Consider the following 23,150-nt stretch of genomic DNA (forward strand, 5'->3'; position numbering starts at 1 on the left):
GGCGCCCACCCGCGATCAGGCGGCGCCGGCCGCGGCCAGCACCCCGGCGAACACGGTCGCGTTGTTCACGCCGTGCAGCACCATCCCGGGCACGATCGAGCGGTACCACTCCGCCATCGCGCACAGGGAGATCCCCACGACGAGCAGGTACGGCAGCGCGGGCGGCACCATGTGTACGACCGCGAAGACCGCCCCCGCGAGCGTGATGCCGGCGCCGGCCCGCAGCCTCGCGCGCACGGCGGGCAGCACGACACCGCGGAACACGACCTCCTCCGCGACGGGGACCAGCACAGCCACGGTGAGCAGTCCGAGCACCGCGAGGACTGGCCCGCCGGCGATGAAGTCAGCGATCGCGTCTCCGCCGGTGTCGTCCGCCTCGCCCGGCCCGGCGCCCAGCGGGACGAGCACGAGCATCGACACGGCGACGCCGGCGGCCATCACCGCCGGGATCTGCCACGCCAGATGCAACGGCGAGCGGTCCGGCCGCCGCAGCCCCACGTCCGCCCAGTCGAGTCCCCGGCGTCGGAGGAGATGGACCCGCACCGCGACGAGCGCGGCCACCGCGGTGCCGGCCAGGACGACGAGGGCGAGGCTCGCGGGCTCGGGTCGGCCGGCGCCCGTCGCGCGCACGGCCAGGAGTCCCAGGATGACGACGACGACGAGGGCGACCACGTACCCGAGCACCCACGCCAACGCCGACAGCGCCACCCGGCCGCGGACCGGTGTGGTCCACAGTCCGGGCGCGCTGTGGCCGCGTGGGGCACGTCCGGGCGGGGGCCCGGTGTGCGGTTCCCCGTGCGGTGGCGTCGTCACGTCAGGTGGTCGGCCACCCGGAACGGGGCGTCGGTGGCGGCGGTGATCTGCTCGAGGGTCACGCCGTCGACCAGTTCGATGAGCGTGAGCCCGTCGGCGTCGCGGTCGAAGACACCGAGTTCAGTGATGATCCGGTCCACGCAGCCCAGGCCGGTGAGCGGGAGGGTGATCTCGGAGACGATCTTCGACGAGCCGTTCTTGGCGACCTGGTCCATGACCACGACGATGCGGCGCGCGCCCACCACGAGGTCCATCGCGCCACCCATGCCCTTGACCATCGCCCCGGGCACCATCCAGTTGGCGATGTCCCCGGCCGGGTTGACCTCCATCGCCCCGAGGATCGCGACGTCGATCTTGCCGGAGCGGATCATGCCGAAGCTCATCGCGGAGTCGAAGATCGCCGACCCGGGCAGGGTCGTGACGGTCTCCTTGCCGGCGTTGATGAGATCCGGGTCGACATGGTCGGGGTGCGGGTACGGCCCGATGCCCAGCAGCCCGTTCTCGGACTGCAGGGTCACCGTCACCCCCTCGGGCACGTAGTTCGGCACCAGGGTCGGTAGGCCGATCCCGAGGTTGACGTACTGGCCGTCCTCCAGCTCCAGGGCCGCGCGGGCGGCCATGGCCTTGCGGTCCCGGCCCAGCCGGGCGGGGGTGGACTCCGGCGTGGCGGCGGTGCTCATCAGCGCTGTCCTTCCGAGGGCGGGTTGGTGGTCATCTTCTCGATCCACTTGGTCTGCGCGACCTGCTCCGGGGTCAGCTCGACCAGTCGGTGGACGAAGATGCCGGGCAGGTGGATGTCGTCGGGCGCGAGTTCGCCGACCTCGACGACCTCCTCCGCCTCGACGATGCACACACGCCCTGCCATCGCGGCCAGCGGCGAGAAGTTGCGGGCGGTGAGGTGGAACCGCAGGTTGCCGCTGCGATCGGCCACCGCGGCCCGCACCAGCGAGTAGTCCGCCTCGATCGCCTGCTCGAGCACGTACGTCTCGCCGCGGATCTCGCGGGTCTCCTTGGGCGGGGACGCCACGGCCACGCCGCCGTCGGAGTCGTACTTCCACGGCATGCCGCCGTCGGCGACGAACGTGCCCACGCCCGTGCGGGTGTAGAACGCCCCGATCCCCGAGCCACCGGCCCGCATCCGCTCGGCCAAGGTGCCCTGCGGGGTGAGCTCCACCTCGAGCTCACCGGACAGGTACTGCCGGGCGAACTCCTTGTTCTCCCCCACGTAGGAGGAGACGATCCGCCGCAGTTTGCCGGTCTCCAACAGGATCCCCAGACCCTTGCCGTCGACGCCGGCGTTGTTGGAGAACACCTCGAAGTCCCCCACGTCACGCGCGGCAAGCGCCTCGATGACAATCTGCGGGATCCCGCACAGGCCGAACCCGCCGGCGGCGATCGACGCCCCGTCGGGGATGTCCGCGACGGCCTCCGCCGCGGTCATGAGTTTGCTGGACATTCACGCACTCCTTGGGTGAGTCGGGCGGGGCCGTCAGGCCATACCGAGGATCTCGACGGCGGTCTTGCGCATGTCGACCTTGCGGACCTTGCCGGTGACGGTCATGGGGAACTCGTCCACGACGCGGACGTACTTGGGGATCTTGTGCCGCGCGAGCTTGCCGGTGGCGAACTCGCGGACCTCCTCGGCGGTGAGGTCGTCGCGGCCCGGCTTGAGCCGGACCCACGCCATGAGTTCCTCGCCGTACTTGGGGTCGGGCACACCGATCACCTGGGCGTCGAGGATGTCCGGGTGGGTGTAGAGGAACTCCTCCACCTCGCGCGGGTAGATGTTCTCGCCGCCCCGGATCACCATGTCCTTGATGCGGCCGGTGATCTTCACGTACCCGTCGGCGTCCATCTCCCCGATGTCGCCGGTGTGCATCCACCCCGCCTCGTCGATGGCCTCGGCCGTCTTGTCGGGCTGTTCCCAGTACCCGAGCATGACGCTGTAGCCCCGGGTGCAGAACTCGCCGGCCTCCCCGCGCGGCAGCGTCTCCCCGGTCGAGGGGTCGATGATCTTGATCTCCAGGTGCGGGCCGACCCGGCCCACGGTGGACACCCGGCGGTCGAGCGAGTCGTCGGCGCGGGTCTGCGTGGACACCGGCGAGGTCTCGGTCATGCCGTAGCAGATCGACACCTCCTCCATGTTCATCCGGTCGATCACCTGGCGCATGGTGGCCTCCGGGCACGGCGAGCCGGCCATGATGCCGGTGCGCAGCGTCGACAGGTCGTAGGAGTCGAAGTCCTCGAGCGCGAGCTCGGCGATGAACATCGTCGGCACGCCGTACAGGCTCGTGCACTTCTCCTGCTCCACCGCCTTAAGCGAGGCGACCGGGTCGAACGCGGGGGCCGGGATGACCATGCACGATCCGTGGGTGGTGCACGCGAGATTGCCCATCACCATGCCGAAGCAGTGGTAGAAGGGCACCGGGATGCACACCCGGTCGACCTCCGAGTAGTTGATGAGCTCACCGACGAAGTACCCGTTGTTGAGGATGTTCGAGTGGGAGAGCGTCGCCCCCTTGGGGAACCCCGTCGTGCCGGACGTGTACTGGATGTTGATCGGGTCGTGGTTCGTGAGCCCCGCCCGGATCTCCGCGAGGACGTCGGCGTCGGTGGGACCGGAGACCATCGACTCCCACTCCTCGTCGCCGAAGAGCACCACCAGCTCGAGGTCCGGGCAGTTCGGCTGCACCTGCGCGAGCATCCCGGTGTAGTCCGAGTCCTTGAACTGCGGCGCCGCGATCACGGCCTTGATCCCGGCCTGTTTGAGGACGAACTCGAGCTCGTGGACGCGGTAGGACGGGTTGATGTTGACCAGCACGGCGCCGATCTCGGCGGTGGCGTACTGGACCATCACCCACTCCCACCGGTTGGGTGACCAGATCCCCACCCGGTCCCCCGCGCGGATCCCGAGACGGTGCAGGCCCGAGGCGAGCCGGCGCACGTCGGCGAGGAACTCGCTGTAGGTCCAGCGCCGACCGGCCTGCACGTCGACGAGCGCGTCGCGGTCGCCGAACTCCTCGACGGTCGCCGCGAGGTTCTCGGGGATCGTCTGGGTGAGGAGAGGGACGTCGGTCTCCCCGCGCGTGTGGGACAGCGCGGGGTCGAGTGGGGTGGAATCGAGACTTGAGGTGGTCATCTCGGTGCTCCTCGGGGGCGGGGCCGGATCAGGCCCGGGGGGTTGTCACTTCGGTGGCGGCGGCCGCGCGACGCATCGTCGCCTCGGCCTGGCGGAAGACGGGACCGTCGACCATGCGACCGTCCAGCTGGAACACGCCCTGGTTGTGCTCCGCGGCGGCGAGTACCTTCCGGGCCCAGGCCACCTCGTCGTCGTCGGGCGCGTAGGCCTGTCGCACCACCGCCACCTGGGACGGATGGATGCAGGCGGTACCCGCGAACCCCAGCGCGACGGCGTCGAGGGCCTCGGCGCGCTGACCGGCCTCGTCGGCGATGTCGAGGTGGACGGAGTCCACCGCCCACCGACCGAACGCGGCCGCGGCGAGCGCGACCCGCGCGCGGGCGTGACGCGGCACGTCGCGGTACTCGCCCGCCACGCGGGGGCCGCCCGCCTCGGCGGTCGAGAAGCGGCTGGTCGAGCCGCCCATCGCGGCGAGCAGGTCCTCGGCGCCCCACATCATCCCGGTGCACCCGGGCGCGGAGGCGATCTCCTCGGCGCGGACCACGCCGAGCGGCGTCTCCACGAGCGCGAGGACCGCCGCCCCGGTCGCGGTGTGAACGTCGGTCACCTGCGCGGCCGACTCGCTCTTGGCGAGCATGACGCAGCGGTACGCGGTCCCGGCGACGGCCTCGAGGTCGGCCGCGTGGTCCTCGGTGCCCACCGGGTTGACGCGCACGATCGTGCGCTCGGGATCCAGCGCCGAGGCCCGCAGCGCGTCCCGGGCCGCCGGGCGGTCGGCCGGCGCGACGGCGTCCTCGAGGTCGAGGATCACCACGTCCGCCCGGTCGGCGGCCTTGCCATAGCGCTCCGGCCGGTCGGCCGGGCAGAACAGCAGCGCGGGCCCGGGCGGGATCCAGGTCGGGGCGGGGGTCATGCCGTCTCCTCCCCCGCCGGCCGCTTACGCACGAGGGTCTTGCGGACCGCGCGCGCCACGATGTCGCCGTGCTGGTTGCGGCCGATGTGCTCGAGCGTGACGATGCCCTCGCCCGGCCGCGACTTCGACTCGCGCTTGTCCGTGCAGACGGTCTCCGCGTAGAGCGTGTCGCCGTGCAGCACCGGCTTGGGGAAGCTCACCTCGGAGAAACCGAGGTTGGCCACGATCGTCCCCTGGGTGAGCTGCGCGACCGACAGGCCGACCAGCGTGGACAGCGTGTGCATGGAGTTCATGAGCCGCTGGCCGCCGAAGCCGGGCTGTTCGGCAGCCCACGCCGCGTCCAGGTGAAGCGCCTGCGTGTTCATGGTCAGCGTGGTGAACAGGACGTTGTCCGCCTCGGTCATCGTGCGGCCCGGGCGGTGCAGGTAGGCGGTGCCCACCTCGTACTCCTCGAACCACAGGCCGCGCTGGACGATCTCCTTACGCGCCTCACTCATAGCCCGAGCCCCCGGGCGATGAGCATGAGCTGCACCTCGGTAGTGCCCTCGCCGATCTCGAGGATCTTCGAGTCGCGGTAGTGCCGCGCCACCGGGTACTCGTTCATGAAGCCGTAACCGCCGTGGATCTGCGTGGCGTCGCGGGCGTTGTCCATGGCCGCCTCCGAGGCGACCATCTTGGCGATGGCGGCCTCCTTCTTGAAGGGCTTGCCGGCCAGCATGAGGCGCGCGGCGTCGTGGTAGGCGCAGCGGGCCGTGTGGGCGCGGGCCTCCATGCGGGCGATCTTGAACGCGATGGCCTGGAACTCGCCGATCTTGCGGCCCATCGACTCGCGCTCACGCGCGTACTTCACCGACTCGTCGACGCAGCCCTGCGCAGCGCCCGTGGCCACGGCCGCGATCGCGATGCGGCCCTCGTCGAGGATGGACAGGAAGTTCGCGTACCCGCGGCCCTCCTCACCGAGCAGGTTCTCCACCGGCACGCGGGCGTCGGCGAACGTCAGCGGGTGGGTGTCCGAGGAGTTCCAGCCGACCTTGTCGTAGGCCGGCTCGGCGGTGAAGCCGGGGGTGCCGGCCGGGACGATGATCGTCGAAATGGCCTTCTTGCCGTTGTCCCGCGTGCCGGTCACTGCCGTGACGGTGACCAGGGACGTGATGTCGGTCCCCGAGTTGGTGATGAACTGCTTGTTGCCGTTGATCACCCACTCGTCGCCGTCCCGCTTGGCGGTGGTCTTGGTGGCGCCGGCGTCCGATCCCGCGCCGGGCTCGGTGAGGCCGAACCCGGCCAGCTTCCGGCCGGCGGCCAGGTCGGGCAGCCACTTCTCGCGCTGCTCGTCGGTGCCGAAGTGGTAGATGGGCATGGCGCCCAGTCCCACGCCGGCCTCGAGGGTCATGGCCGTGGACTGGTCCACGCGGCCCAGTTCCTCCAGGGCCAGCGCCAACGCGAAGTAGTCGCCGCCCATCCCGCCGAACTCCTCGGGGAAGGGCAGGCCGAACAGGCCCATCTCGCCCATCTGGGCCACGACCTCGTACGGGAAGGTGTGATTGCGGTCGTGCTCGGCGGAGGCCGGGGCGACCACCTTGTCGGCGAAGTCGGCGACCGTCGACTTGAGGTCCGCGTAGTGCTCTTCCAACTCAGGCATCGCCTGCTCCTTCGGATTCATCAGTGGAGGGGTGGGGCTCGACGGTCGCGAGCAGGTGGTCGGCGGGCACCTGCTCGCCGGTGGTGACATGCACCCGGACCACCCCGTCGATCGGCGCGGTGAGCGAGTGCTCCATCTTCATGGCCTCGACGGCCAGGATGTTCTGCCCGGCCGTGACCTCGTCGCCGTCGGAGGCGAAGCAGGCGATGACCGAGCCGGGCATGGGGCTGAGGATCTGGCCGTCCGCCGCGCCGCCGTCGTGGATCCGGGAGTCGATCAGCGGAAGCAGCCGCAGATCCCAGGTGCCGCCGTCGCCGGCCACCCAGAACGTGTCCGACGCCTTCGGGTCACGCGAGCGCACGACGGTCCATCGCTGCTGCGTGCCGTCGACCGTCAGCCGCAGGGCGGCGCCGTCGCGCGCGACCCGTGCGTGATGGCGGGCCGCGACCCTCGGCTCCTCGGTGGAACCGATGGTCGCGTCGGTGATGGTCACCTCGGCGTCGTCGGGCGTGCCCTTCAGTCCCACGGTGACGGCCTCGGAGCCGGCCCCGGAATCGAGCCGCGTCCACACCTCCGCCCGGCCGCCGATCCGCCAGCCGTTGGGCACGTCCCACGGACCGCGGCGCCGCGCGGGCACCCGGGCCCACCGCTCCTCGGTCCGGTGCATCGCCACGGCGACCAGCGCTCCCTCGGGCGCCGGGGTCGCGACGTAGCCGTCGACCGACCGATCGAGCAGACCCGTGTCGAGGTCCCCCGCGATCACCTCGGGGCGGGACAGGAGGAAGCGGCAGAAGTCGATGTTCGTCCGCAGGCCCAGCACGTGGGTCCCGGCCAGCGCGGCGTCGAGCCGGGCCAGCGCCTCGACCCGGTCGGCGCCGTGGGCGATGACCTTCCCGAGCATGGGGTCGTAGTCACTGCCGACGACCGTGCCGACCCGCAGCCCGGAGTCCACGCGGATCCCGTCCCCGGACGGCTCCTCGAGGCCGAGCACCGTGCCGCCGGTGGGCAGGAAGCCCCTCGCCGGGTCCTCGGCGTACACGCGCGCCTCGATCGCGTGTCCCGTAAGGGTGATGTCGGACTGGCGCAGCGTCAGCTCCTCGCCCGCGGCGATGCGCACCTGCCAACCGACGAGGTCCACGCCGGTGACCATCTCGGTGACCGGGTGCTCGACCTGGAGGCGGGTGTTCATCTCCATGAAGAAGAACTCGTCCGGGGCGTGGGCCGAGACGATGAACTCGACAGTGCCCGCGCCCACGTAACCCACCGACCGCGCCGCGTCACACGCCGCCTGACCGATCCGCTCGCGGGTCGCCTCGTCGAGCAACGCGCTGGGCGCCTCCTCGATGACCTTCTGGTGGCGCCGCTGCAGCGAGCACTCACGCTCACCCAGATGGATGACGTTGCCGTGGGTGTCCGCCAGGACCTGCACCTCGATGTGGCGCGGGGTGTCGACGAACCGCTCGAGGAACAGCGTGTCGTCGCCGAATGCGCCCGCGGACTCCCGCCGGGCGGACTCGAGCGCGGCCGGCAGCTCGGCGGGATCGGAGACGCGGCGCATCCCCTTGCCGCCTCCACCCGCAGAGGGCTTCACGAGGACCGGGTAGCCGACCTCCTCCGCGCCCGCGATGAGCTCGTCGTCGGTCAGTCCCGGCCTGGAGATCCCCGGCACGGTGGGCACGTCGCGCTCGGACACCGCCGCCTTGGCGGTGATCTTGTCACCCATGGTCTCGATCGCCGACGCCGGCGGCCCGATGAAGATCAGGCCAGCCTCGTCGAGCGCGCGGGCGAACCGTGCGTTCTCCGACAGGAAGCCGTAGCCCGGGTGCACAGCCTGCGCGCCGGTGCGGCGGCAGGCGTCGATGACCTTGTCGATGTCGAGGTAGGACTGCGTGGCCTGCGCCGGTCCCAGGCGGACCGCGGCGTCGGCCATGCGCACGTGTAGCGCGTCGGCGTCGGCATCGGAGTAGACGGCGACCGAACGGATCCCGGCTGCCCTCAGCGAGCGGATCACGCGGCACGCGATCTCACCCCGGTTGGCCACCAGGACGGTGTGGAGTTTCTGTGACAGTTTCTCTGACATGGCGCTGCTCACATCCTGAAGACGCCGTTGTTGACCGGCTCGAGGGGGGCGTTGGCCGCGGCCGCGAGGGCCAGGCCGAGGACGGTACGGGTGTCGGCGGGGTCGATGATCCCGTCGTCCCACAGGCGGGCCGTCGAGTAGTACGCCGTCGACTGCTCGTCGAACTGCTCGCGGATCGGGGCGGTGAACTCGGCCTGCTGCTCGTCCGTCCACTCCCCTCCCGCCTTGGTCACCTGCGCGGCACGCACCGAGGCGAGGGTGTCCGCCGCCTGCGGGCCGCCCATCACGGCGATGCGCGCGTTGGGCCACATCCACAGGAAGCGCGGCGAGTAGGCACGGCCGCACATCGAGTAGTTGCCGGCGCCGAACGACCCGCCGACGACGACGGTGAACTTGGGCACCCGGGCACACGCGACCGCGGTGACCATCTTGGCGCCGTTCTTGGCGATGCCCCCGGCCTCGTACTGGCGGCCCACCATGAAGCCCGTGATGTTCTGCAGGAAGACCAGCGGGATCTTGCGGCGGTCGCACAGTTCGATGAAGTGCGCGCCCTTGAGCGCGGACTCGGAGAAGATGACGCCGTTGTTGCCGATGATCCCCACCGGGTGCCCGTGGATGTGGGCGAACGCGGTGACCATCGACGTGCCGTAGTTCTCCTTGAACTCCGTGTACTCGCCGCCGTCGACGATCGTGCCGATGATGTCGCGCACGTCGTACGGCTTACGGGAGTCGACAGGGACGAGGTCGTAGAGGTCGCTCTGGGGGCGCGCGGGCTCGCGGGGCTCGAGCACCTCCCAGTCCGGCTCGGGGGCCGGCGGGCACGTGGCGACGATCTCGCGGACCTTCATCAGTGCGTCGTAGTCGTCGTCGGCCAGGTGGTCCACCACGCCCGAGGTCTTGGCGTGCAGGTCGCCGCCGCCGAGCTCCTCGGCCGTGACCTCCTCCCCCGTCGCGGCCTTCACCAGCGGCGGTCCGGCGAGGAAGATGGTGCCCTGGTTGCGGACGATGACGGCCTCGTCGCTCATCGCCGGCACGTAGGCGCCACCCGCGGTGCACGAGCCCATGACCGCGGCGATCTGCGGGATGCCCTTGGCGGACATCGTGGCCTGGTTGTAGAAGATCCGGCCGAAGTGGTCGCGGTCCGGGAAGACCTCGTCCTGCTGCAGCAGCATGGCCCCGCCCGAGTCCACGAGGTAGATGCACGGCAGGTTGTTGGCCAGCGCCACCTCTTGGCCGCGCAGGTGCTTCTTGACGGTCATCGGGTAGTAGGTGCCGCCGGAGACCGTCGCGTCGTTGGCGATGATCAGGCACTCACGGCCCGAGACCCGCCCGATCCCGGCGACGACACCCGCGGCGGGCGCCTTGCCGCCGTACATCTCCTCGGCGGCCAGCGGCGAGAGCTCGAGGAACGGGCTGCCCGGGTCGAGCAGGACGTCCACGCGCTGCCGGGCGAGGAGTTTGCCCCGCTCGAGGTGGCGCGCGCGGGCCTTCTCCCCGCCGCCCTGCGCGGCCCGCTCGAGGCGCTCGCGGAGGTCGGCGAGCAGTTCCTCGTGGGCCTGGCGATTGGTGGTCGCGGAAGTCATCAGCGCCGCTCCCTTTCAGTTAAGTCGGATTAACTGAAAACGACGATAGTGCCGCGGCTCACAAAAGTCCAGAGCCGGCGGCAGCCGTTCCGGAACACCCGGCCGGCCGCCGGGACAGCTGCGCGCCGCCGATGCAGACCCGGTCGCGCGCCGCCAACGCAGACTCAGCCGCGCGCCGCCGGTACAGACGCAGCGGCGCCGCCAGCCCGGATACAGCCGCGCGCGGCCATGGCGTCTCGCGCGCACCGATGCGCAGGCCAGACGCCATGCCGAGGGGCGGCTATGCCCCAGTCGTGCATCCGCAGGAGCGAGACGCCATGCGCGGGAGCGGACGCCAAGAGCGAGACGCCATGGAGAGGGGCGAGACGCCAGGCACAGGAGCGGATGCCAGGAGCGGCGCGGCGGGAGCGCGAGCGAGACGCCATGGAGAGGAGCGAGACGCCAGGCACGGGAGCGAATGCCAAGCGTGGCGCGGCAGGGGCGCGGGCGAGACGCCATGAAGAGGGGCGAGACGCCATGCGCGGGAGCGGCCGCATCCGTTGCGAGCCCACCGGCAGCGCGGCGGCGAGTTCCGGCCGGACGACGAGGGGCAACCGGCCCCGACGACGACACCCCACGACGCGACTGCGGCGAGCCGGAAACCATGCCATCGGGCGCATACGTGCAGGTAGAGAGTTTAGGCTTGCCTGACTTAGCACAGCCTCAACTTGCTTGCAAGCCCGCGCCGTTCGGTGTTGACTCTGAGGCATACCGCCCAGCCACAGCCACACGAGGAGCGATCGTCATGGCCACTCTCACCGGAATCAGCACCTGCACCGTCACCGCGTGCTCGTTCAACAGCGACCAGAGCTGCAACGCGGGCGCGATCACCGTGGCGGGCGCCCCCGACCACGCCGAGTGCGGCACCTTCATCTCGCTGGACGTCCGCGGCGGCCTGCCCACCGCGAGTGCTCACGTGGGCGCCTGCCAGCGCGTCGAGTGCACCTACAACAAGGACCTGCTCTGCTCCGCGGAGTCGGTCAAGATCGGCGCCGGCGCCGACACCGCCGACTGCCTCACCTACACCCCGGCCTGATCAGCGTGATGCCGCGCCGGCGAATCGCCTCTCAGCTGGCGCGGGCCACGTACTGACCCATCTCGCGGACGACGTCGTTGACGCATTCCGCCCGGGTCACGAACGGCAGGTGGATGACATCGGCATCGGTGCCGAGGGCGGTCAGCAGATGCAGACCGTCGGCATCGACGCCCAACACATACGGCGGCTGCGCCGGGTCCCCGGACCCGGCCAGCATCGCCAGGTCGGAGCCGAAGCGCGCCCGGATCTCGTCCGCGAGACCGGGCGTCTCGCATGCCAGGGGGTCCGACGGGACCGTGTCCAGATGGGCCGCGTCGACCGTGCCCTCATGCCCCAGCCGGCGCACGTTGACCTCCCCGAGCTCGATCTCGATCTCGACGATCCACCCCTCGCCCTGGCGGGCGGCGCGCGCAACCCCGAAGCCGTAGAGGCTCGCCACGTGCACCTTGGCCTCGACGATCGGGGCGAACTCGTCGATCATCACCACGACCTCGACCGAGTCGCCGGGCGCGACCATCAGGCCGGACCAGGGCGCCGGGGTCCCGGTGACGACGATCGTCCCCTCCCCGATCCAGCGATGCCCCGCCGAGACCATGACGTCCGAGCGATCCTTGGTGCCGCGAACGGCGACGGTGGCGACGCCCGATCCGTCGAGTAGACGACGCGCGCCCGTGGTGACCGGATTCGACACGATCGGGTGCGCTGCCATCGATGAGACCTCCAAATTCGGATCCTGATGCGAGTACCGCATTAGGTGACCCTTGCCTTAGTTAGCTCCTCCTAAGATCCACGGCCGCGCGGGATCTGTCAAGAGGTGGACCCGATATTCCAGCCCGCACCGCCCTACTGTGGGGGCGTGAGCGACGCCACAGACACGGCCGATCCGGCAGCGGACCCGTCCGCCGGCCCACGGCGACTGCACGCCTTCCGCGACGACGCGCTCGGCTACGACGATGCCGCGGCCCTGGCCGAACGGGTGCGCAGGCGCGAGGTCTCGCCCACCGAACTCCTCGAGGCGGCGATCGATCGCTGCGCAACTGTGGACCCCGCGCTCGGCGCTCTCGTCCACACCGATTTCGACCGCGCCCGCGCGCGGGCCGCCCGGCACGATTCCTCGGAGCTGTCCGCCCCGTTGGCCGGCGTCCCGAGCGCGTTCAAGGACGCCGTCCGGGTGGCCGGTTCACCCATGCGGATGGGCTCGCTCGCGGTGCCCGCCACCCCGGCCCTGCGGGACGGCCCCTACGCGCCGCTGTTCCGAGCGACGGGACTCAACCCGGTCGGGACCACCGCGATGCCACCGTTCGGCTGGACCGCCGCCACCGAGAGACAGGGCGGGCTGGTCACCCGGAACCCGTGGAACACCGGGCGGACCAGCGGCGGATCCTCGGGCGGGTCCTCGGCGCTCGTCGCCGCCGGCGCGCTGCCGATCGCCCACGCCAACGACGGCGGCGGATCGATCCGCATCCCGGCCGCGGTCACCGGGCTCGTCGGCTTCAAGCCGAGCAGAGGTCGGCACCCCGACGAGTCGTTCTCCGCCTCCATGCCCGTCAAGCTCATCTCCCAGTCGGTCGTGACCCGGTCGGTGCGGGACACCGTCGCCTTCCTCACGGCATTCGAGTCCGCGTATCGCCCGGTCGGCGTCCCGCCGATCGGCCACGTCCATCACGCGCCGCGGCGGCGCCTGCGGATCGGCTTGGTCGAGACCAGCCCTGCCGGCGGGCCGACCGACGCCGCGGGCCTCGCGGTGCTGCGGCAGACCGCCGAGAGACTGACCGCGCTCGGGCACGAGATCCTCCCCGTGGGCGCGCCCGTCGCCGCGTCGTTCCGCGACGACTTCATCGCCTACTGGGGACTACTCGCACTGAGCACCGCCGCGGGCGGGACGCGCCTGTTCGACCCGCTGTTCGCCCACGACCGGCTCGACCCGTTCACCCTCGGACTGGCCGCGATGGCCAGGCGGAACCTGCCGACCCTGCCCCTCCGACTCGCGCGGCTGGCCAGAGTTCGCCGCCGGTTCGACGCGAGTTTCGGTGACCTCGACCTCTATCTCAGCCCGGTGGTTGCGCACGAGACCCCGGAGGTCGGATACCTGGACGCCGACCAACCGTTCGAGACCCACCTCGAGCGGGTCTCCGACTGGGTCACCTTCACCCCGCTGCAGAACGTCGCCGGCTCCCCCGCCGTGTCGCTGCCCACGGGCCGGGCACCGGACGGCATGCCGATCGGCGTTCACCTCTCGGCACGCCGCGGGCACGATCGCGTCCTCCTCGAGCTGGCCTCCGAGTACGAGGCGGCCCACCCCTTCGCCCGCATCTGGGACTGACAGCCCCGCCCCGCGGCCACAGCCCCGCCCCGCGGCCACAGCCCCGCCCCGCGGCCACAGCCCCGCCCCGCGGCCACGGCCCCGCCCCCGCAACGACAGCCGAAGCGACCATTGACGTCGGCGCAGGTCAAGTGGTTCACTAGTTAAGTAACTAACCCACCAACCCGAGGGGACGCCCAGGTGGACGACGGCAGACCGCTCTTCGTGCAGATCGCCGAGCAGATCGAATCGTCAATCCTGGACGGCTCTCTCACCGAGGGCGAGCGTGCGCCGTCCACGAACGAACTCGCCGCCTTCCACCGCATCAACCCGGCGACGGCCGCCAAGGGGATCAACCTCCTGGTCGACCGCGGCATCCTGACCAAGCGCCGCGGACTCGGCATGTTCGTCACGCCCGGGGCCCGCGAACTCCTGCACGCGGAACGACGACAGCGGTTCACCGACGACGTGGTGGCCGCGATGGTCGCCGAGGGCCGCGCCATCGGGCTCGACGTCGAGGAGATCGTCGACATGGTCCGCGCCGCCTACCCGCGCACCGTCGCTTACCCGAACTCTGACACGTACCCGCACCCCGACACGTTCCCGCGCTCCGCCGCACACCCCAGCCCACCCAAGGAGAGGGCGCAATGACCAACGCCATCGACATCACCCGTCTCTCGCGCCATCACCGCGACGCCACGGCCCTCGACGACGTGACCGTCTCGTTTGAGGCAGGAGTCATCCACGGCCTGCTGGGACGCAACGGCGCCGGCAAGACCTCGCTCATGTCGATCTCCTCCGGCCAGGACTGGCCGAGCGCGGGCGACGTCCGCGTGTTCGGCCTGCGTCCCCACGAGAACGAGCAGGTGCTCCCCCGCATCTGCTTCGTCCGCGAGGACCAGCGCTACATCGAGGACTCCTTCGCCCGACACGCGTTCAAGGCCGCGGCGATGGCCTATCCCAACTGGGACGCCGACCTCGCCGAGCGCCTCGCCGAGGACTTCCGGGTCCCCGCCCGGACGCGGATCAAGAAGATGTCGCGCGGACAGCGCTCCGCCGTCGCGGTGATCCTGGGGATCGCCTCGCGTGCGGACGTCACCTTCTTCGACGAGCCCTACATGGGCCTCGACGCGGTCGCCCGCCAGTTGTTCTACGACCGTCTCCTGCAGGACTACACCGAGCATCCCCGCACGATCATCCTGTCCACGCACCTCATCGACGAGCTCGCCCACCTCCTCGAGAACGTGGTGGTGATCGACCGGGGCCGGATCCTGCTCGACGAGCCCGTCGAGTCGCTGCGCGGGCGGGCGGTCACGCTGGTCGGCCCCGCCGACGCCGTGCGCTCGCTGGCGGGATCGCGGCAGGTGCTCCACTCCGAGTCGATGGGGCGGACCCTCCGGGCGACCGTCCTGCGGGCCCCGGGCCAGCCCGAGGACCCCTTCGAGGACCAGCGCGCGCGGGCTGACGGCGTCGAGGTCCTGCCCGTCTCGCTCCAGCAGCTGATCGTCCACCTGACGTCGGCGGGCGCCTCGTCGTCGTCGACCTCGTCGTCGTCCTCGTCGTCACCCTCCTCACCGCCACCACCGTCACCGACCCGACCGGGGCCCGACGCCCCGGCCGTCACCACCACCGGACCCAGCTCGGAGGTCTCGTCATGATGCCCGCCACCGCCGAGGCCGCCGCCTCCACCGGCACCACCACGCCGTCCGCCACCTCCTCACGGATCCTGTCCGCGTTCCGGCTCCAGTTCATCGTGCGAAGCAACTTCGTCGTGGTGCCGGTGATGGTCTTCCTGCTGTCGTGGGCGGTGTCCGTGGGCATCACGTTCTGGATCGCCGCGATCGCCGACGGCCGCACGGCAGGCGAACCGATGTACAGCGGAGCCGCCCAGTCCGCGATCTGGACGCTCGGATTCATGGCCGCCTACACGGTCACCCAGACCATGCCGTTCGCGATGGCGTTGAGCTTCAGCCGGCGCACGTTCGTCCTCGGCGCCTACCTGGCGTTCGCGGTGGTGTCGGCGGCGTTCGGCGTCGCCTTCGTGGCCGGGACCGCGATCGAGCGGGCCACGGACGGGTTCGGCATCCACGCCTACCAGTTCGACCTGCCGTTCATGACCGGCAGTCACGGCCTGGCGGGTGCGGGCCTATTGGCCGGGACGCTGACCCTCGCCGTGATGCTGGTGGGTTTCCTCGCGGCCGCGGCGTTCCGGCGCCTGTCCCTCATCGGGTTCTGGACCGCGGTGATCGCCGTCATCGCCGGCCTCGCCGTCGCGCTGCTGCTGGCCGTGCAGAACATCGGCTGGCCGCGGATCGCCGAGTGGTTCGCGGCGCAGACCGTCCTCAGCGGGAGCGCCTACCTGACGGTCATCGCCGTGCTCGCCGGCGCCCTGGCCTACCTGGTCCTGCGACGGGATACCCCGGCGAGCTGAGCATGGCGCGCGGGCGGGTGCTCGCTCGCCCCGCGGCTCAGTCGCCGAGGAGCTGCGTGGCGCGCGGCCCCACGCGCTGGCGCAGGATCACCTCGGTGCGCGTGCGGAGCACCCCCGGGGTCGAGATGATCGCGCTGAACACCTCCTCGAGGTGCGCGTGGTCGCGGGCCACCACGCGGCAGACGAGGTCGAACTCCCCCGCCACACTCATGACCTCGAGCACCTCGCGGACCTCCGCCAGGCCCGCGCACGTCGACTCGAGCTCCGCCTGCGCCAGCTGGATGTGGACCAGCGCGCCGAGCGGGTAGCCGAGGGCGGCGGGGTCCAGCCGGGGCGCCCAGGAGGCGAGGACGCCGCGGGCCTCCAGCTTGTCGAGCCGCGCCTGCGCGGTGCCCCGGGCCACCCCGAGCCGTCGGGAGAACTCGCGCACGCCGACCCGGGGGTCGGCCATGACCACCCGGAGGAGGCGTCGGTCCGTATCGTCCAACTGGGGTGCGTGTTCCATGTGTCCACGGTAGACGACGACGAGAGGGCAACTGGCCCAGTTAGTACAGGAACCGACGCTTCCGGTTGTGCAGAGTGTGCGCCCGATCGATGACCGCGTGACGCGCCTCACATTCCGTCCTAGCCTGAGGGAGAGACCCACGACGTCACACAGGCCAGGTGTTGATCATGACCTCTCTTCTCGGCCCCTCGAGCGGCACCCACGACGACTTCCCCCGGTTCGGCCGGGCGGACGCCGGATCGTTCTCCCTCTCCGACCGCTACACGCGCGAGAGCGGCACCATCTACCTGACGGGAATCCAGGCGCTCGTAAGGACGGTCCGCGACCGTGCCCGGCTGGACCGGCGCCAGAACCTGCTCACCGCGAGCCTGGTGAGCGGCTACGAGGGATCCCCTCTCGCCGGCTACGACCTCGAGCTGGCCCGGCGTGCGGAGTTCCTCGACCCGTTCGACATCGTGCACCGTCCGGCCCTCAACGAGGAGGCCGGCGCGACGGCGGTGATGGGTTCGCAACTGGCACGGCGCACCGGCACCCTGCGCGCGACCGCCCACACCCGCGGCGCCCCGCTGCAGGGCGTGGTGGGCTACTGGTACGGCAAGGCGCCGGGCCTGGACCGCGCCACCGACGCCTTACGGCACGCCAACCTCATCGGCACCGATCCGAACGGGGGCGCCGTGGTGATGGTGGGCGACGACCCCGGGGCCAAGTCCTCGACCGTGCCGTGCGCCTCCGAGCTCGCTCTCGCCGACCTCTACATGCCCACCCTCTACCCGGCCGATTCGCAGGACGTCCTGGACTTCGGCGTGCACGCGGCGATCCTCTCCCGCGTCTCTGGGCTCTGGTCGGCGCTGAAGATCTCCGCGCACGTGGCGGACGCCTCGTCGACCGCGCTCGTGGACCCCGACCGGATCCTGCCCGTCTACGGCGATCTCGGCACCAGTCCGCACGTGCCCTCCGGGCACCTCCTCGGCTCGAACCTCATGGAGCTCGAGCAGAACCAGCTCACCATCCGCCTCCCCCGCGCCCTGGAGTACGCCCGCCTCAACCGGCTCAACCGGGTCGTGCAGTCGACCGCCGACGACCGGATCGGGATCGTTGCGGCCGGCAAGACCTACCTCGACGTGCGGGAATCGCTGCGCCGACTCGGGATCGGCGACGACGAGCTGGGCCGACAAGGGATCCGGATCCTCAAGCTCGGAATGATCTACCCGCTCGAGCGCACGATCCTCGACGAGTTCATGTCCGGGCTCGACGAGGTGATCGTCGTGGAGGAGAAGCGCGACTTCATCGAGACCATGATCCGCGACATCCAGTTCCGCAAGCCCGGGGTGGCCAACGTCGTCGGCAAGGCCCACGAGGACGGGTCGACCCTGTTCAGCCGCTTCGGCGAGCTCGATGTTGACTCGGTGACCCGCGGCCTCGCGCAGCGGCTCGGCACCGTCCACGGGATCGCCTCCGCCAGCGCCTGGCTCGACGGCCCGGGGCGCGTCCGCACCCGCATCGCGCTGCCCCTCGCCGCGTCGCGCACCCCGTACTTCTGCTCGGGCTGCCCGCACAACAGCTCGACCAAGGTCGCGGACGGGACTCTCGTCGGCGGCGGGATCGGCTGCCACGCGATGGTGCTCATGATGGACGAGCAGCAGGTCGGCCACGTCACCGGCGTCACCCAGATGGGCGGCGAGGGGATCCAGTGGACGGGGATGGCGCCGTTCCTCGACGAGCGGCACATGGTGCAGAACGTCGGCGACGGCACCTTCATGCACTCCGGGTCACTCGCGCTGCGGGCGGCGGTGGCCTCCGGGGACAACATCACCTACAAGCTGCTCTACAACGGCACGGTCGCCATGACCGGCGGGCAGGACCCGGTCGGCGAGATGAGCCTGCCCGAGATCCTGCGCCTGCTGCAGGCGGAGAAGGTCGCGAAGATCGTCGTCACCACCGACGACGTCAAGGCGACGAGGGCCCGCGGACTGCCGCGCGGTGTGGAGGTCCGCGACCGCACGGAGACCCTCGAGGTCCAGCAGGAGCTCGCCGCCGTGCCCGGTGTGACGGTGCTGGTCCACGACCAGTACTGCGCTGCGGAGAAGCGCCGCCACCGCAAGCGCGGCGACTACCCCACGCCGGATCAGCGCGTGGTGATCAACGAGCGCATCTGCGAGGGGTGCGGCGACTGCGGGAAGAAGTCCAACTGCCTGTCCGTGCACCCGGTCGACACCGAGTTCGGGCGCAAGACGCAGATCGACCAGTCGACGTGCAACCTCGACTTCTCGTGTCTGCAGGGTGACTGTCCCGCCTTCGTGACCGTCGTGCCCGGGGCCCGCACCGAGCGGGTGGCCACCGCGCCGTCCCTGGACGCGGCGGAGCTGCCCGAACCCGAGCGCGCAGACATCGACGCCGAGCGCGGATTCTCGCTGCGGCTGACGGGCATCGGCGGGACCGGGATCGTCACCGTCTCGGCGGTGCTGGCCACCGCGGCCGTGCTCGACGGCAACTCGGCCAGGACCCTCGACATGACCGGCCTCGCGCAGAAGGGCGGCGCGGTCGTCTCCGACGTCCGCGTCTCGCGGACGCCCGTGGAGCAGCCCCCCAAGATCGGCGCGGGGGACTGCGATCTCTACCTGTGTTGCGACGGGCTCGTGGGTGCCGACGACAAGCACCTCAAGGTCGCCCACCCCGATCGCACGACGGCGGTCGTGTCCACCACGCGGATTCCCACCGGGAAGATGGTGATCGACACCTCCGAGCACTACCCCGCCACGTCGGACATCCAGGCCGCCATCGACCGGGCCTCCGCACGCGGCATCTACCTGGACCCGGGCGAGCTCACGGAGAAGCTCTTCGGCTCCACGCAGACGGCCAACATGTTCATGGTGGGCGCGGCGTACCAGAGCGGGGCCCTGCCCATCTCGGCCGAATCGATCGAGAGGGCCGTCGAACTCAACGGCGTCGCGGTCGAGTCGAACCTCCAGGCGTTCCGCCGGGGCCGGCAGGCCGTCGCGGACCCGCAGGCCCTGTCCGCGCTGCTCGACACGCTCCACCGCCCGGCGACCGCGGCCACCTCCGGGACGCACCAGCCCTCCCCCGGGGCCGGGCGGGTACTCGCCGGGCTCGGCGCGGAGGCGACCGACGAGCTGCGCGCCGTGGTGGCCCGGCGGGTCGACGAGCTCGTCGCCTACCAGGACGAGGCGTACGCCGCCGACTACGTCCGGCGGGTGGAGGCGGTGCGCGACGCCGAGTCACTGCAGGACGGGTCACTGCAGGACGGCACCCCGACAGGCCCGGCGCCCGAGCCGCTCGCCCTGGCGGTGGCGCGGAACCTGTTCAAGCTGATGGCCTACAAGGACGAGTACGAGGTCGCCCGCCTGGCGATCGACCCGGAGTTCGCCGCACAACTGGACGAGGACTGGGGCGAGGGAGCGGTGGCCAGGCTGCAGCTCCACCCGCCGGCGCTGCGCGCTCTGGGGATGAAGAAGAAGATCTCGCTCGGGCCGAAGGCCATGCCGGCGATGCGGGCACTGGCCCGGATGAAGCGCCTGCGCGGCACGCCGCTGGACGTCTTCGGCTACGCCGGGGTCCGCCGGGTCGAGCGGGAGCTGCTGGACGAGTACCGCACCCTGGTCGACGAGCTCGTGGACGACCTGCGGCGAGCCGGCCCCGCGGGCCGGGACGCGACCTGGCGCGGCACCGCGGTGGCGCTGGCCGAGCTACCGGACATGGTCCGCGGCTACGAGGAGGTCAAACTGGCGAACGTCGAGCGCTACCGCGAGGAGCTGGCCCGCCTCCGGGCAGCCCTGGGCTGACGCCCGACCCGCCGCCGCTCCCCACCCCGCGGTCACGACCGCAGGGCCGCCGACGCCATCGTGGTGAGGACGGCGCGCAGGTCGGCCTCGGCCATCGCGGGCAGGCGCGGGCTCGAGTTGAGCAGCCCGAACACCGCGTGGACGTGCGCGCGCGCCTGAGTGGAGGACAGTTCGGGCCGCAGGCGTACGAGGGCGTCGACCCACAGTTCGGCGTACTCGCGCTGCAGGGTCCGCACCTCGTGCCTCGGTGCGGCGGGCAGCGAGCCCAGGTCACGGAACTGCACGCTGATGAGGTCGGGCTCGGTGGCCACGAAATCGACGTGGACGGCGAGCAGGGCGTCGAGCACCCGGTCCGGGTCGCCGCCGCGCTCCACCGCCGCGCGACCGCCGTCGCGCAGCCGCCGGGAGATGTCGAGCAGCATCTCGGCGAGTACGTCCTCCTTGGAGGAGAAGTAGCGGTACATGCCGGGGCCGGAGATGCCCACCTCGGCACCGATGTCGTCGAGGCGCACGGCGTGGAATCCGCGGCGCGCCATGAGCCGGGCGGCGGCGGCGAGGATCTCCCCCCGCCGCCGCGCCTTGGCCTGCGCGCGTGGCGTCAGCGGAGCCGCACCGGCTCCCCCGCCGACCACCCCTCCGTCGTCCGCCCCGTTGCCCGCGGCGCCGGTGCCCGCCATCTCAGTGGAAGAAGTGCCGGGCACCGGTGAAGTACATGGTGATGCCGGCCTTCTCGGCGGCCTCGATCACCTCGGCGTCGCGCACGGAGCCACCGGGCTGGACCACCGCGCGGACGCCGGCGTCGGCGAGGACCTCGAGGCCGTCGGCGAAGGGGAAGAAGGCGTCGGATGCGGCGACCGCCCCGGTGACCCGGTCCCCCGCGCGCTGCACGGCGAGCCGCGCCGAGTCGACGCGGTTGACCTGACCCATGCCCACGCCGACGGTGGCGCCGGACTGGGCGAGCAGGATGGCGTTGGACTTGACCGCGCGGCAGGCCCGCCACGCGAACAGCAGGTCGCGGAGGGTCTGCTCGTCGGCGTCGTCGCCGCAGGCCTTGGTCCAGCCGGCCACGACGTCGCCGTCGGCGTCGAGGGCGTCGCGCTGCTGCACGAGCACGCCGCCGGAGATCTGCTTGCGCTCGACCTCCTCGCCGGCGGGCGGCTGCGCCTCGAGGATCCGGATGTTCTTCTTGCGCTGGAGGATCTCCACGGCGCCGTCGGCGTAGGACGGGGCGATGATGACCTCGGTGAAAATCTCGGCGACCTGCTCGGCCATCTCCACCGTCACCTCGCGGTTCGCCGCGATGACGCCGCCGAACGCGCTGACGGGGTCGCACTCGTGGGCGGCGCGGTGGGCGGCGGCGATGTCGGCGTCGATCGCGATGCCGCACGGGTTGGCGTGCTTGATGATCGCGACGCACGGCTCGGCGTGGTCGAAGGCCGAGCGCCAGGCGGCGTCGCCGTCGACGTAGTTGTTGTAGCTCATCTCCTTGCCGTGCAGTTGGCGGGCCTGGGCGAGCCCGGGCGCGGCCGCGGCGTCGGTGTAGAGGGCGGCGCTCTGGTGCGGGTTCTCGCCGTAGCGGAGGGTGGCCACGAGGTCGAGGCTCTGGCCCTGCCAGACCGGGTAGCCCTCGTCCTCGCCGGACGTCTGCTCGGTCATCCACGTGGCCACGGCCACGTCGTAGGCGCCGGTGTGGCGGAAGGCGGCGGCGGCGAGGCGGCGGCGCTGTTCGAGGGTGAACCCGCCCGCGGCGACGGCCTCCAGCGCCTCGCCGTACCCGGCGGGGTCCACCAGGACCGCGACGGAGGGATGGTTCTTGGCCGCCGCGCGCACCATCGAGGGGCCGCCGATGTCGATCTGCTCCACGCAGGCGTCGTAGTCGGCGCCGGAGGCGACGGTGTCGGTGAAGGGGTAGAGATTGACGACGACGAGCTCGAACGGGTGCACGCCGAGGTCCTCGATCTGCTCGAGATGCTCGGGCTTGCGGGTGTCGGCCAGGATGCCGGCGTGGACCCGCGGGTGCAGGGTCTTGACCCGACCCTCGAGGCATTCCGGGAACCCGGTCAGCGCGTCGACGGGCGTCACGGCGATCCCCGCGTCGGCGATGCGCTGGGCGGTCGAGCCGGTGGAGACGATCTCGACCCCGGCGTCGGCGAGCCCCCGGGCGAGTTCTTCCAGCCCGGTCTTGTCGTAGACGCTGATGAGGGCACGGCGGACGGGCCTGCGGGAGTCGGTCACTTCAGGTGCACCTTTCGACCTTCGATGTGGAGTAGGCCGCGGGCGGCGGCCGCGAGGACGTCGACGAGCAGTTCGCGCTCGACGACCTTGATGCGTTCGTGGAGGGTGGGCTCGGTGTCGTCGGGGAGGATCTCGACAGCGCGCTGGGCGATCACCGGGCCGGTGTCGACCCCGGCGTCGACCAGGTGCACCGTGCAGCCGGTGACCCGCACCCCGTAGGCGAGCGCGTCGCGGACGGCGTGCGCGCCGGGGAACGACGGCAGCAGCGCGGGGTGGGTGTTGACGACGCGGTCGGCGAAGCGGCCCAGGAACTCCGCGCCGAGGATGCGCATGAACCCGGCCGACACGACCCAGTCGGGCGCGAACCGTCCCACGGCCTCGGCGAGGGCGAGATCCCAGGCGGCGCGGTCGGGATGGTCTCCGGGACGGATGACGGCGGTGGGTACGCCGGCGCGGTCGGCGCGGGCGACGGCCTCGCAGGCGCGGTCGGAGACCAGCGCGATGACGCGGTACGGGCAGTCGCCCGCCGCGGCGGCGTCGAGGACACTCTGGGCGAGGGTGCCGGAGCCGGAGGCCAGCAGCACGATCCCGCAGGACCCGTCGCCGGAGGACTCGGTACCCGCCACCTGCTGCGC

At 71.5% G+C, this 23,150-nt stretch carries 20 protein-coding genes; 6 read left to right on the forward strand and 14 right to left on the reverse strand.

Annotated elements, in window-relative coordinates; all coding sequences use genetic code 11:
- Window positions 1-15: 15 nt before the first annotated feature.
- The 9 genes from VYL96_RS11240 to VYL96_RS11280 are packed head-to-tail and all read right to left on the reverse strand — an operon-like array spanning window position 16 to window position 10,167.
- Window positions 16-813: a CPBP family intramembrane glutamic endopeptidase gene (locus tag VYL96_RS11240; protein WP_329437366.1), complete on the reverse strand. Its 798-nt coding sequence runs from the start codon at window positions 811-813 to the stop codon at window positions 16-18.
- On the reverse strand, window positions 810-1,493 hold the full coding sequence (locus tag VYL96_RS11245; RefSeq protein ID WP_131886096.1) for a 3-oxoacid CoA-transferase subunit B: 684 nt from the start codon (window positions 1,491-1,493) through the stop codon (window positions 810-812). The genes VYL96_RS11240 and VYL96_RS11245 overlap by 4 nt, the downstream gene beginning before the upstream one ends.
- Complete coding sequence (locus tag VYL96_RS11250; protein ID WP_131886097.1) at window positions 1,493-2,269, reverse strand: CoA transferase subunit A; 777 nt, start codon at window positions 2,267-2,269, stop codon at window positions 1,493-1,495. Before VYL96_RS11250 ends, VYL96_RS11245 begins: the two co-directional genes overlap by 1 nt.
- Before the next feature lie 33 nt (window positions 2,270-2,302).
- Window positions 2,303-3,952, reverse strand: coding sequence for an AMP-binding protein (locus tag VYL96_RS11255; RefSeq protein ID WP_131886098.1), 1,650 nt, complete (start codon window positions 3,950-3,952; stop codon window positions 2,303-2,305).
- Between the two features lie 28 nt (window positions 3,953-3,980).
- Window positions 3,981-4,865, reverse strand: coding sequence for an HpcH/HpaI aldolase/citrate lyase family protein (locus tag VYL96_RS11260; protein ID WP_131886099.1), 885 nt, complete (start codon window positions 4,863-4,865; stop codon window positions 3,981-3,983).
- Window positions 4,862-5,362: a MaoC family dehydratase gene (locus VYL96_RS11265; RefSeq protein ID WP_131886100.1), complete on the reverse strand. Its 501-nt coding sequence runs from the start codon at window positions 5,360-5,362 to the stop codon at window positions 4,862-4,864. The genes VYL96_RS11260 and VYL96_RS11265 overlap by 4 nt, the downstream gene beginning before the upstream one ends.
- Window positions 5,359-6,504, reverse strand: a complete 1,146-nt coding sequence (locus VYL96_RS11270) for an acyl-CoA dehydrogenase family protein (RefSeq protein ID WP_070722298.1) — start codon at window positions 6,502-6,504, stop codon at window positions 5,359-5,361. The genes VYL96_RS11265 and VYL96_RS11270 overlap by 4 nt, the downstream gene beginning before the upstream one ends.
- Window positions 6,497-8,584: an acetyl/propionyl/methylcrotonyl-CoA carboxylase subunit alpha gene (locus VYL96_RS11275; RefSeq protein WP_131886101.1), complete on the reverse strand. Its 2,088-nt coding sequence runs from the start codon at window positions 8,582-8,584 to the stop codon at window positions 6,497-6,499. Before VYL96_RS11275 ends, VYL96_RS11270 begins: the two co-directional genes overlap by 8 nt.
- Window positions 8,585-8,592: 8 nt before the next feature.
- A complete protein-coding gene (locus VYL96_RS11280; protein WP_070722303.1) occupies window positions 8,593-10,167 on the reverse strand; it encodes a carboxyl transferase domain-containing protein in 1,575 nt (524 codons plus the stop codon).
- Between the two features lie 784 nt (window positions 10,168-10,951).
- Between VYL96_RS11280 and VYL96_RS11285 the strand changes: the two genes are divergently transcribed.
- The gene (locus VYL96_RS11285; RefSeq protein ID WP_007629396.1) at window positions 10,952-11,242 is read left to right on the forward strand and encodes a DUF1540 domain-containing protein; all 291 of its coding nucleotides are present in this window, start codon (window positions 10,952-10,954) and stop codon (window positions 11,240-11,242) included.
- Between the two features lie 31 nt (window positions 11,243-11,273).
- On the opposite strand, the gene VYL96_RS11290 is transcribed toward VYL96_RS11285, so the two are convergent.
- The gene (locus VYL96_RS11290; protein ID WP_131886102.1) at window positions 11,274-11,951 is read right to left on the reverse strand and encodes a hypothetical protein; all 678 of its coding nucleotides are present in this window, start codon (window positions 11,949-11,951) and stop codon (window positions 11,274-11,276) included.
- Window positions 11,952-12,098: 147 nt separating this feature from the next.
- Between VYL96_RS11290 and VYL96_RS11295 the strand changes: the two genes are divergently transcribed.
- The 4 genes from VYL96_RS11295 (at window position 12,099) to VYL96_RS11310 (ending at window position 15,975) form a co-directional block, all read left to right on the forward strand.
- The gene (locus VYL96_RS11295) at window positions 12,099-13,565 is read left to right on the forward strand and encodes an amidase (protein ID WP_131886103.1); all 1,467 of its coding nucleotides are present in this window, start codon (window positions 12,099-12,101) and stop codon (window positions 13,563-13,565) included.
- 180 nt (window positions 13,566-13,745) lie between these two features.
- On the forward strand, window positions 13,746-14,195 hold the full coding sequence (locus VYL96_RS11300; protein WP_131886104.1) for a GntR family transcriptional regulator: 450 nt from the start codon (window positions 13,746-13,748) through the stop codon (window positions 14,193-14,195).
- Window positions 14,192-15,202, forward strand: a complete 1,011-nt coding sequence (locus VYL96_RS11305; RefSeq protein ID WP_131886105.1) for an ATP-binding cassette domain-containing protein — start codon at window positions 14,192-14,194, stop codon at window positions 15,200-15,202. Before VYL96_RS11300 ends, VYL96_RS11305 begins: the two co-directional genes overlap by 4 nt.
- Window positions 15,199-15,975, forward strand: a complete 777-nt coding sequence (locus tag VYL96_RS11310) for a hypothetical protein (protein WP_131886106.1) — start codon at window positions 15,199-15,201, stop codon at window positions 15,973-15,975. The genes VYL96_RS11305 and VYL96_RS11310 overlap by 4 nt, the downstream gene beginning before the upstream one ends.
- A 37-nt stretch (window positions 15,976-16,012) precedes the next feature.
- Here the strand turns inward: VYL96_RS11310 and VYL96_RS11315 are convergent, their stop codons facing one another.
- Entirely contained in the window at window positions 16,013-16,480 is a 468-nt protein-coding gene (locus tag VYL96_RS11315; RefSeq protein WP_043567295.1) for an Lrp/AsnC family transcriptional regulator, read from the reverse strand.
- 167 nt (window positions 16,481-16,647) lie between these two features.
- Here VYL96_RS11315 and VYL96_RS11320 point away from each other — a divergent pair, with 167 nt between their 5' ends.
- The gene (locus VYL96_RS11320) at window positions 16,648-20,280 is read left to right on the forward strand and encodes an indolepyruvate ferredoxin oxidoreductase family protein (RefSeq protein WP_131886107.1); all 3,633 of its coding nucleotides are present in this window, start codon (window positions 16,648-16,650) and stop codon (window positions 20,278-20,280) included.
- A gap of 32 nt (window positions 20,281-20,312) precedes the next feature.
- Here VYL96_RS11320 and VYL96_RS11325 read toward each other — a convergent pair whose 3' ends face one another.
- The 3 genes from VYL96_RS11325 to purN are packed head-to-tail and all read right to left on the reverse strand — an operon-like array spanning window position 20,313 to window position 23,141.
- Window positions 20,313-20,957, reverse strand: coding sequence for a TetR/AcrR family transcriptional regulator (locus tag VYL96_RS11325; RefSeq protein ID WP_131886121.1), 645 nt, complete (start codon window positions 20,955-20,957; stop codon window positions 20,313-20,315).
- 1 nt (window position 20,958) lies between these two features.
- Window positions 20,959-22,515 (reverse strand): bifunctional phosphoribosylaminoimidazolecarboxamide formyltransferase/IMP cyclohydrolase, encoded by a 1,557-nt coding sequence (gene purH, locus VYL96_RS11330; protein WP_131886108.1) that lies wholly within the window; start codon window positions 22,513-22,515, stop codon window positions 20,959-20,961.
- Window positions 22,512-23,141 carry a phosphoribosylglycinamide formyltransferase gene (gene purN, locus VYL96_RS11335; RefSeq protein ID WP_131886109.1) on the reverse strand — a complete coding sequence of 210 codons (630 nt, stop codon included), beginning with the start codon at window positions 23,139-23,141 and terminating at the stop codon, window positions 22,512-22,514. The genes purH and purN overlap by 4 nt, the downstream gene beginning before the upstream one ends.
- Window positions 23,142-23,150 lie beyond the last annotated feature (9 nt).

Origin of the sequence: Dietzia maris (assembly GCF_036287335.1) — a bacterium.
In the GTDB taxonomy this organism is placed as follows: domain Bacteria; phylum Actinomycetota; class Actinomycetes; order Mycobacteriales; family Mycobacteriaceae; genus Dietzia; species Dietzia cinnamea.

Excerpts from the sequence above, each read along its gene's own strand:
- VYL96_RS11245 (WP_131886096.1), bottom strand. The coding sequence starts at position 1,493 with ATGAGCACCGCCGCCACGCCGGAGTCCACCCCCGCCCGGCTGGGCCGG.
- VYL96_RS11250 (WP_131886097.1), bottom strand. The coding sequence starts at position 2,269 with ATGTCCAGCAAACTCATGACCGCGGCGGAGGCCGTCGCGGACATCCCC.
- VYL96_RS11255 (WP_131886098.1), bottom strand. The coding sequence starts at position 3,952 with ATGACCACCTCAAGTCTCGATTCCACCCCACTCGACCCCGCGCTGTCC.
- VYL96_RS11260 (WP_131886099.1), bottom strand. The coding sequence starts at position 4,865 with ATGACCCCCGCCCCGACCTGGATCCCGCCCGGGCCCGCGCTGCTGTTC.
- VYL96_RS11265 (WP_131886100.1), bottom strand. The coding sequence starts at position 5,362 with ATGAGTGAGGCGCGTAAGGAGATCGTCCAGCGCGGCCTGTGGTTCGAG.
- VYL96_RS11270 (WP_070722298.1), bottom strand. The coding sequence starts at position 6,504 with ATGCCTGAGTTGGAAGAGCACTACGCGGACCTCAAGTCGACGGTCGCC.
- VYL96_RS11275 (WP_131886101.1), bottom strand. The coding sequence starts at position 8,584 with ATGTCAGAGAAACTGTCACAGAAACTCCACACCGTCCTGGTGGCCAAC.
- VYL96_RS11280 (WP_070722303.1), bottom strand. The coding sequence starts at position 10,167 with ATGACTTCCGCGACCACCAATCGCCAGGCCCACGAGGAACTGCTCGCC.
- VYL96_RS11285 (WP_007629396.1), top strand. The coding sequence starts at position 10,952 with ATGGCCACTCTCACCGGAATCAGCACCTGCACCGTCACCGCGTGCTCG.
- VYL96_RS11290 (WP_131886102.1), bottom strand. The coding sequence starts at position 11,951 with ATGGCAGCGCACCCGATCGTGTCGAATCCGGTCACCACGGGCGCGCGT.
- VYL96_RS11305 (WP_131886105.1), top strand. The coding sequence starts at position 14,192 with ATGACCAACGCCATCGACATCACCCGTCTCTCGCGCCATCACCGCGAC.
- VYL96_RS11310 (WP_131886106.1), top strand. The coding sequence starts at position 15,199 with ATGATGCCCGCCACCGCCGAGGCCGCCGCCTCCACCGGCACCACCACG.
- VYL96_RS11315 (WP_043567295.1), bottom strand. The coding sequence starts at position 16,480 with ATGGAACACGCACCCCAGTTGGACGATACGGACCGACGCCTCCTCCGG.
- VYL96_RS11320 (WP_131886107.1), top strand. The coding sequence starts at position 16,648 with ATGACCTCTCTTCTCGGCCCCTCGAGCGGCACCCACGACGACTTCCCC.
- VYL96_RS11325 (WP_131886121.1), bottom strand. The coding sequence starts at position 20,957 with ATGGCGGGCACCGGCGCCGCGGGCAACGGGGCGGACGACGGAGGGGTG.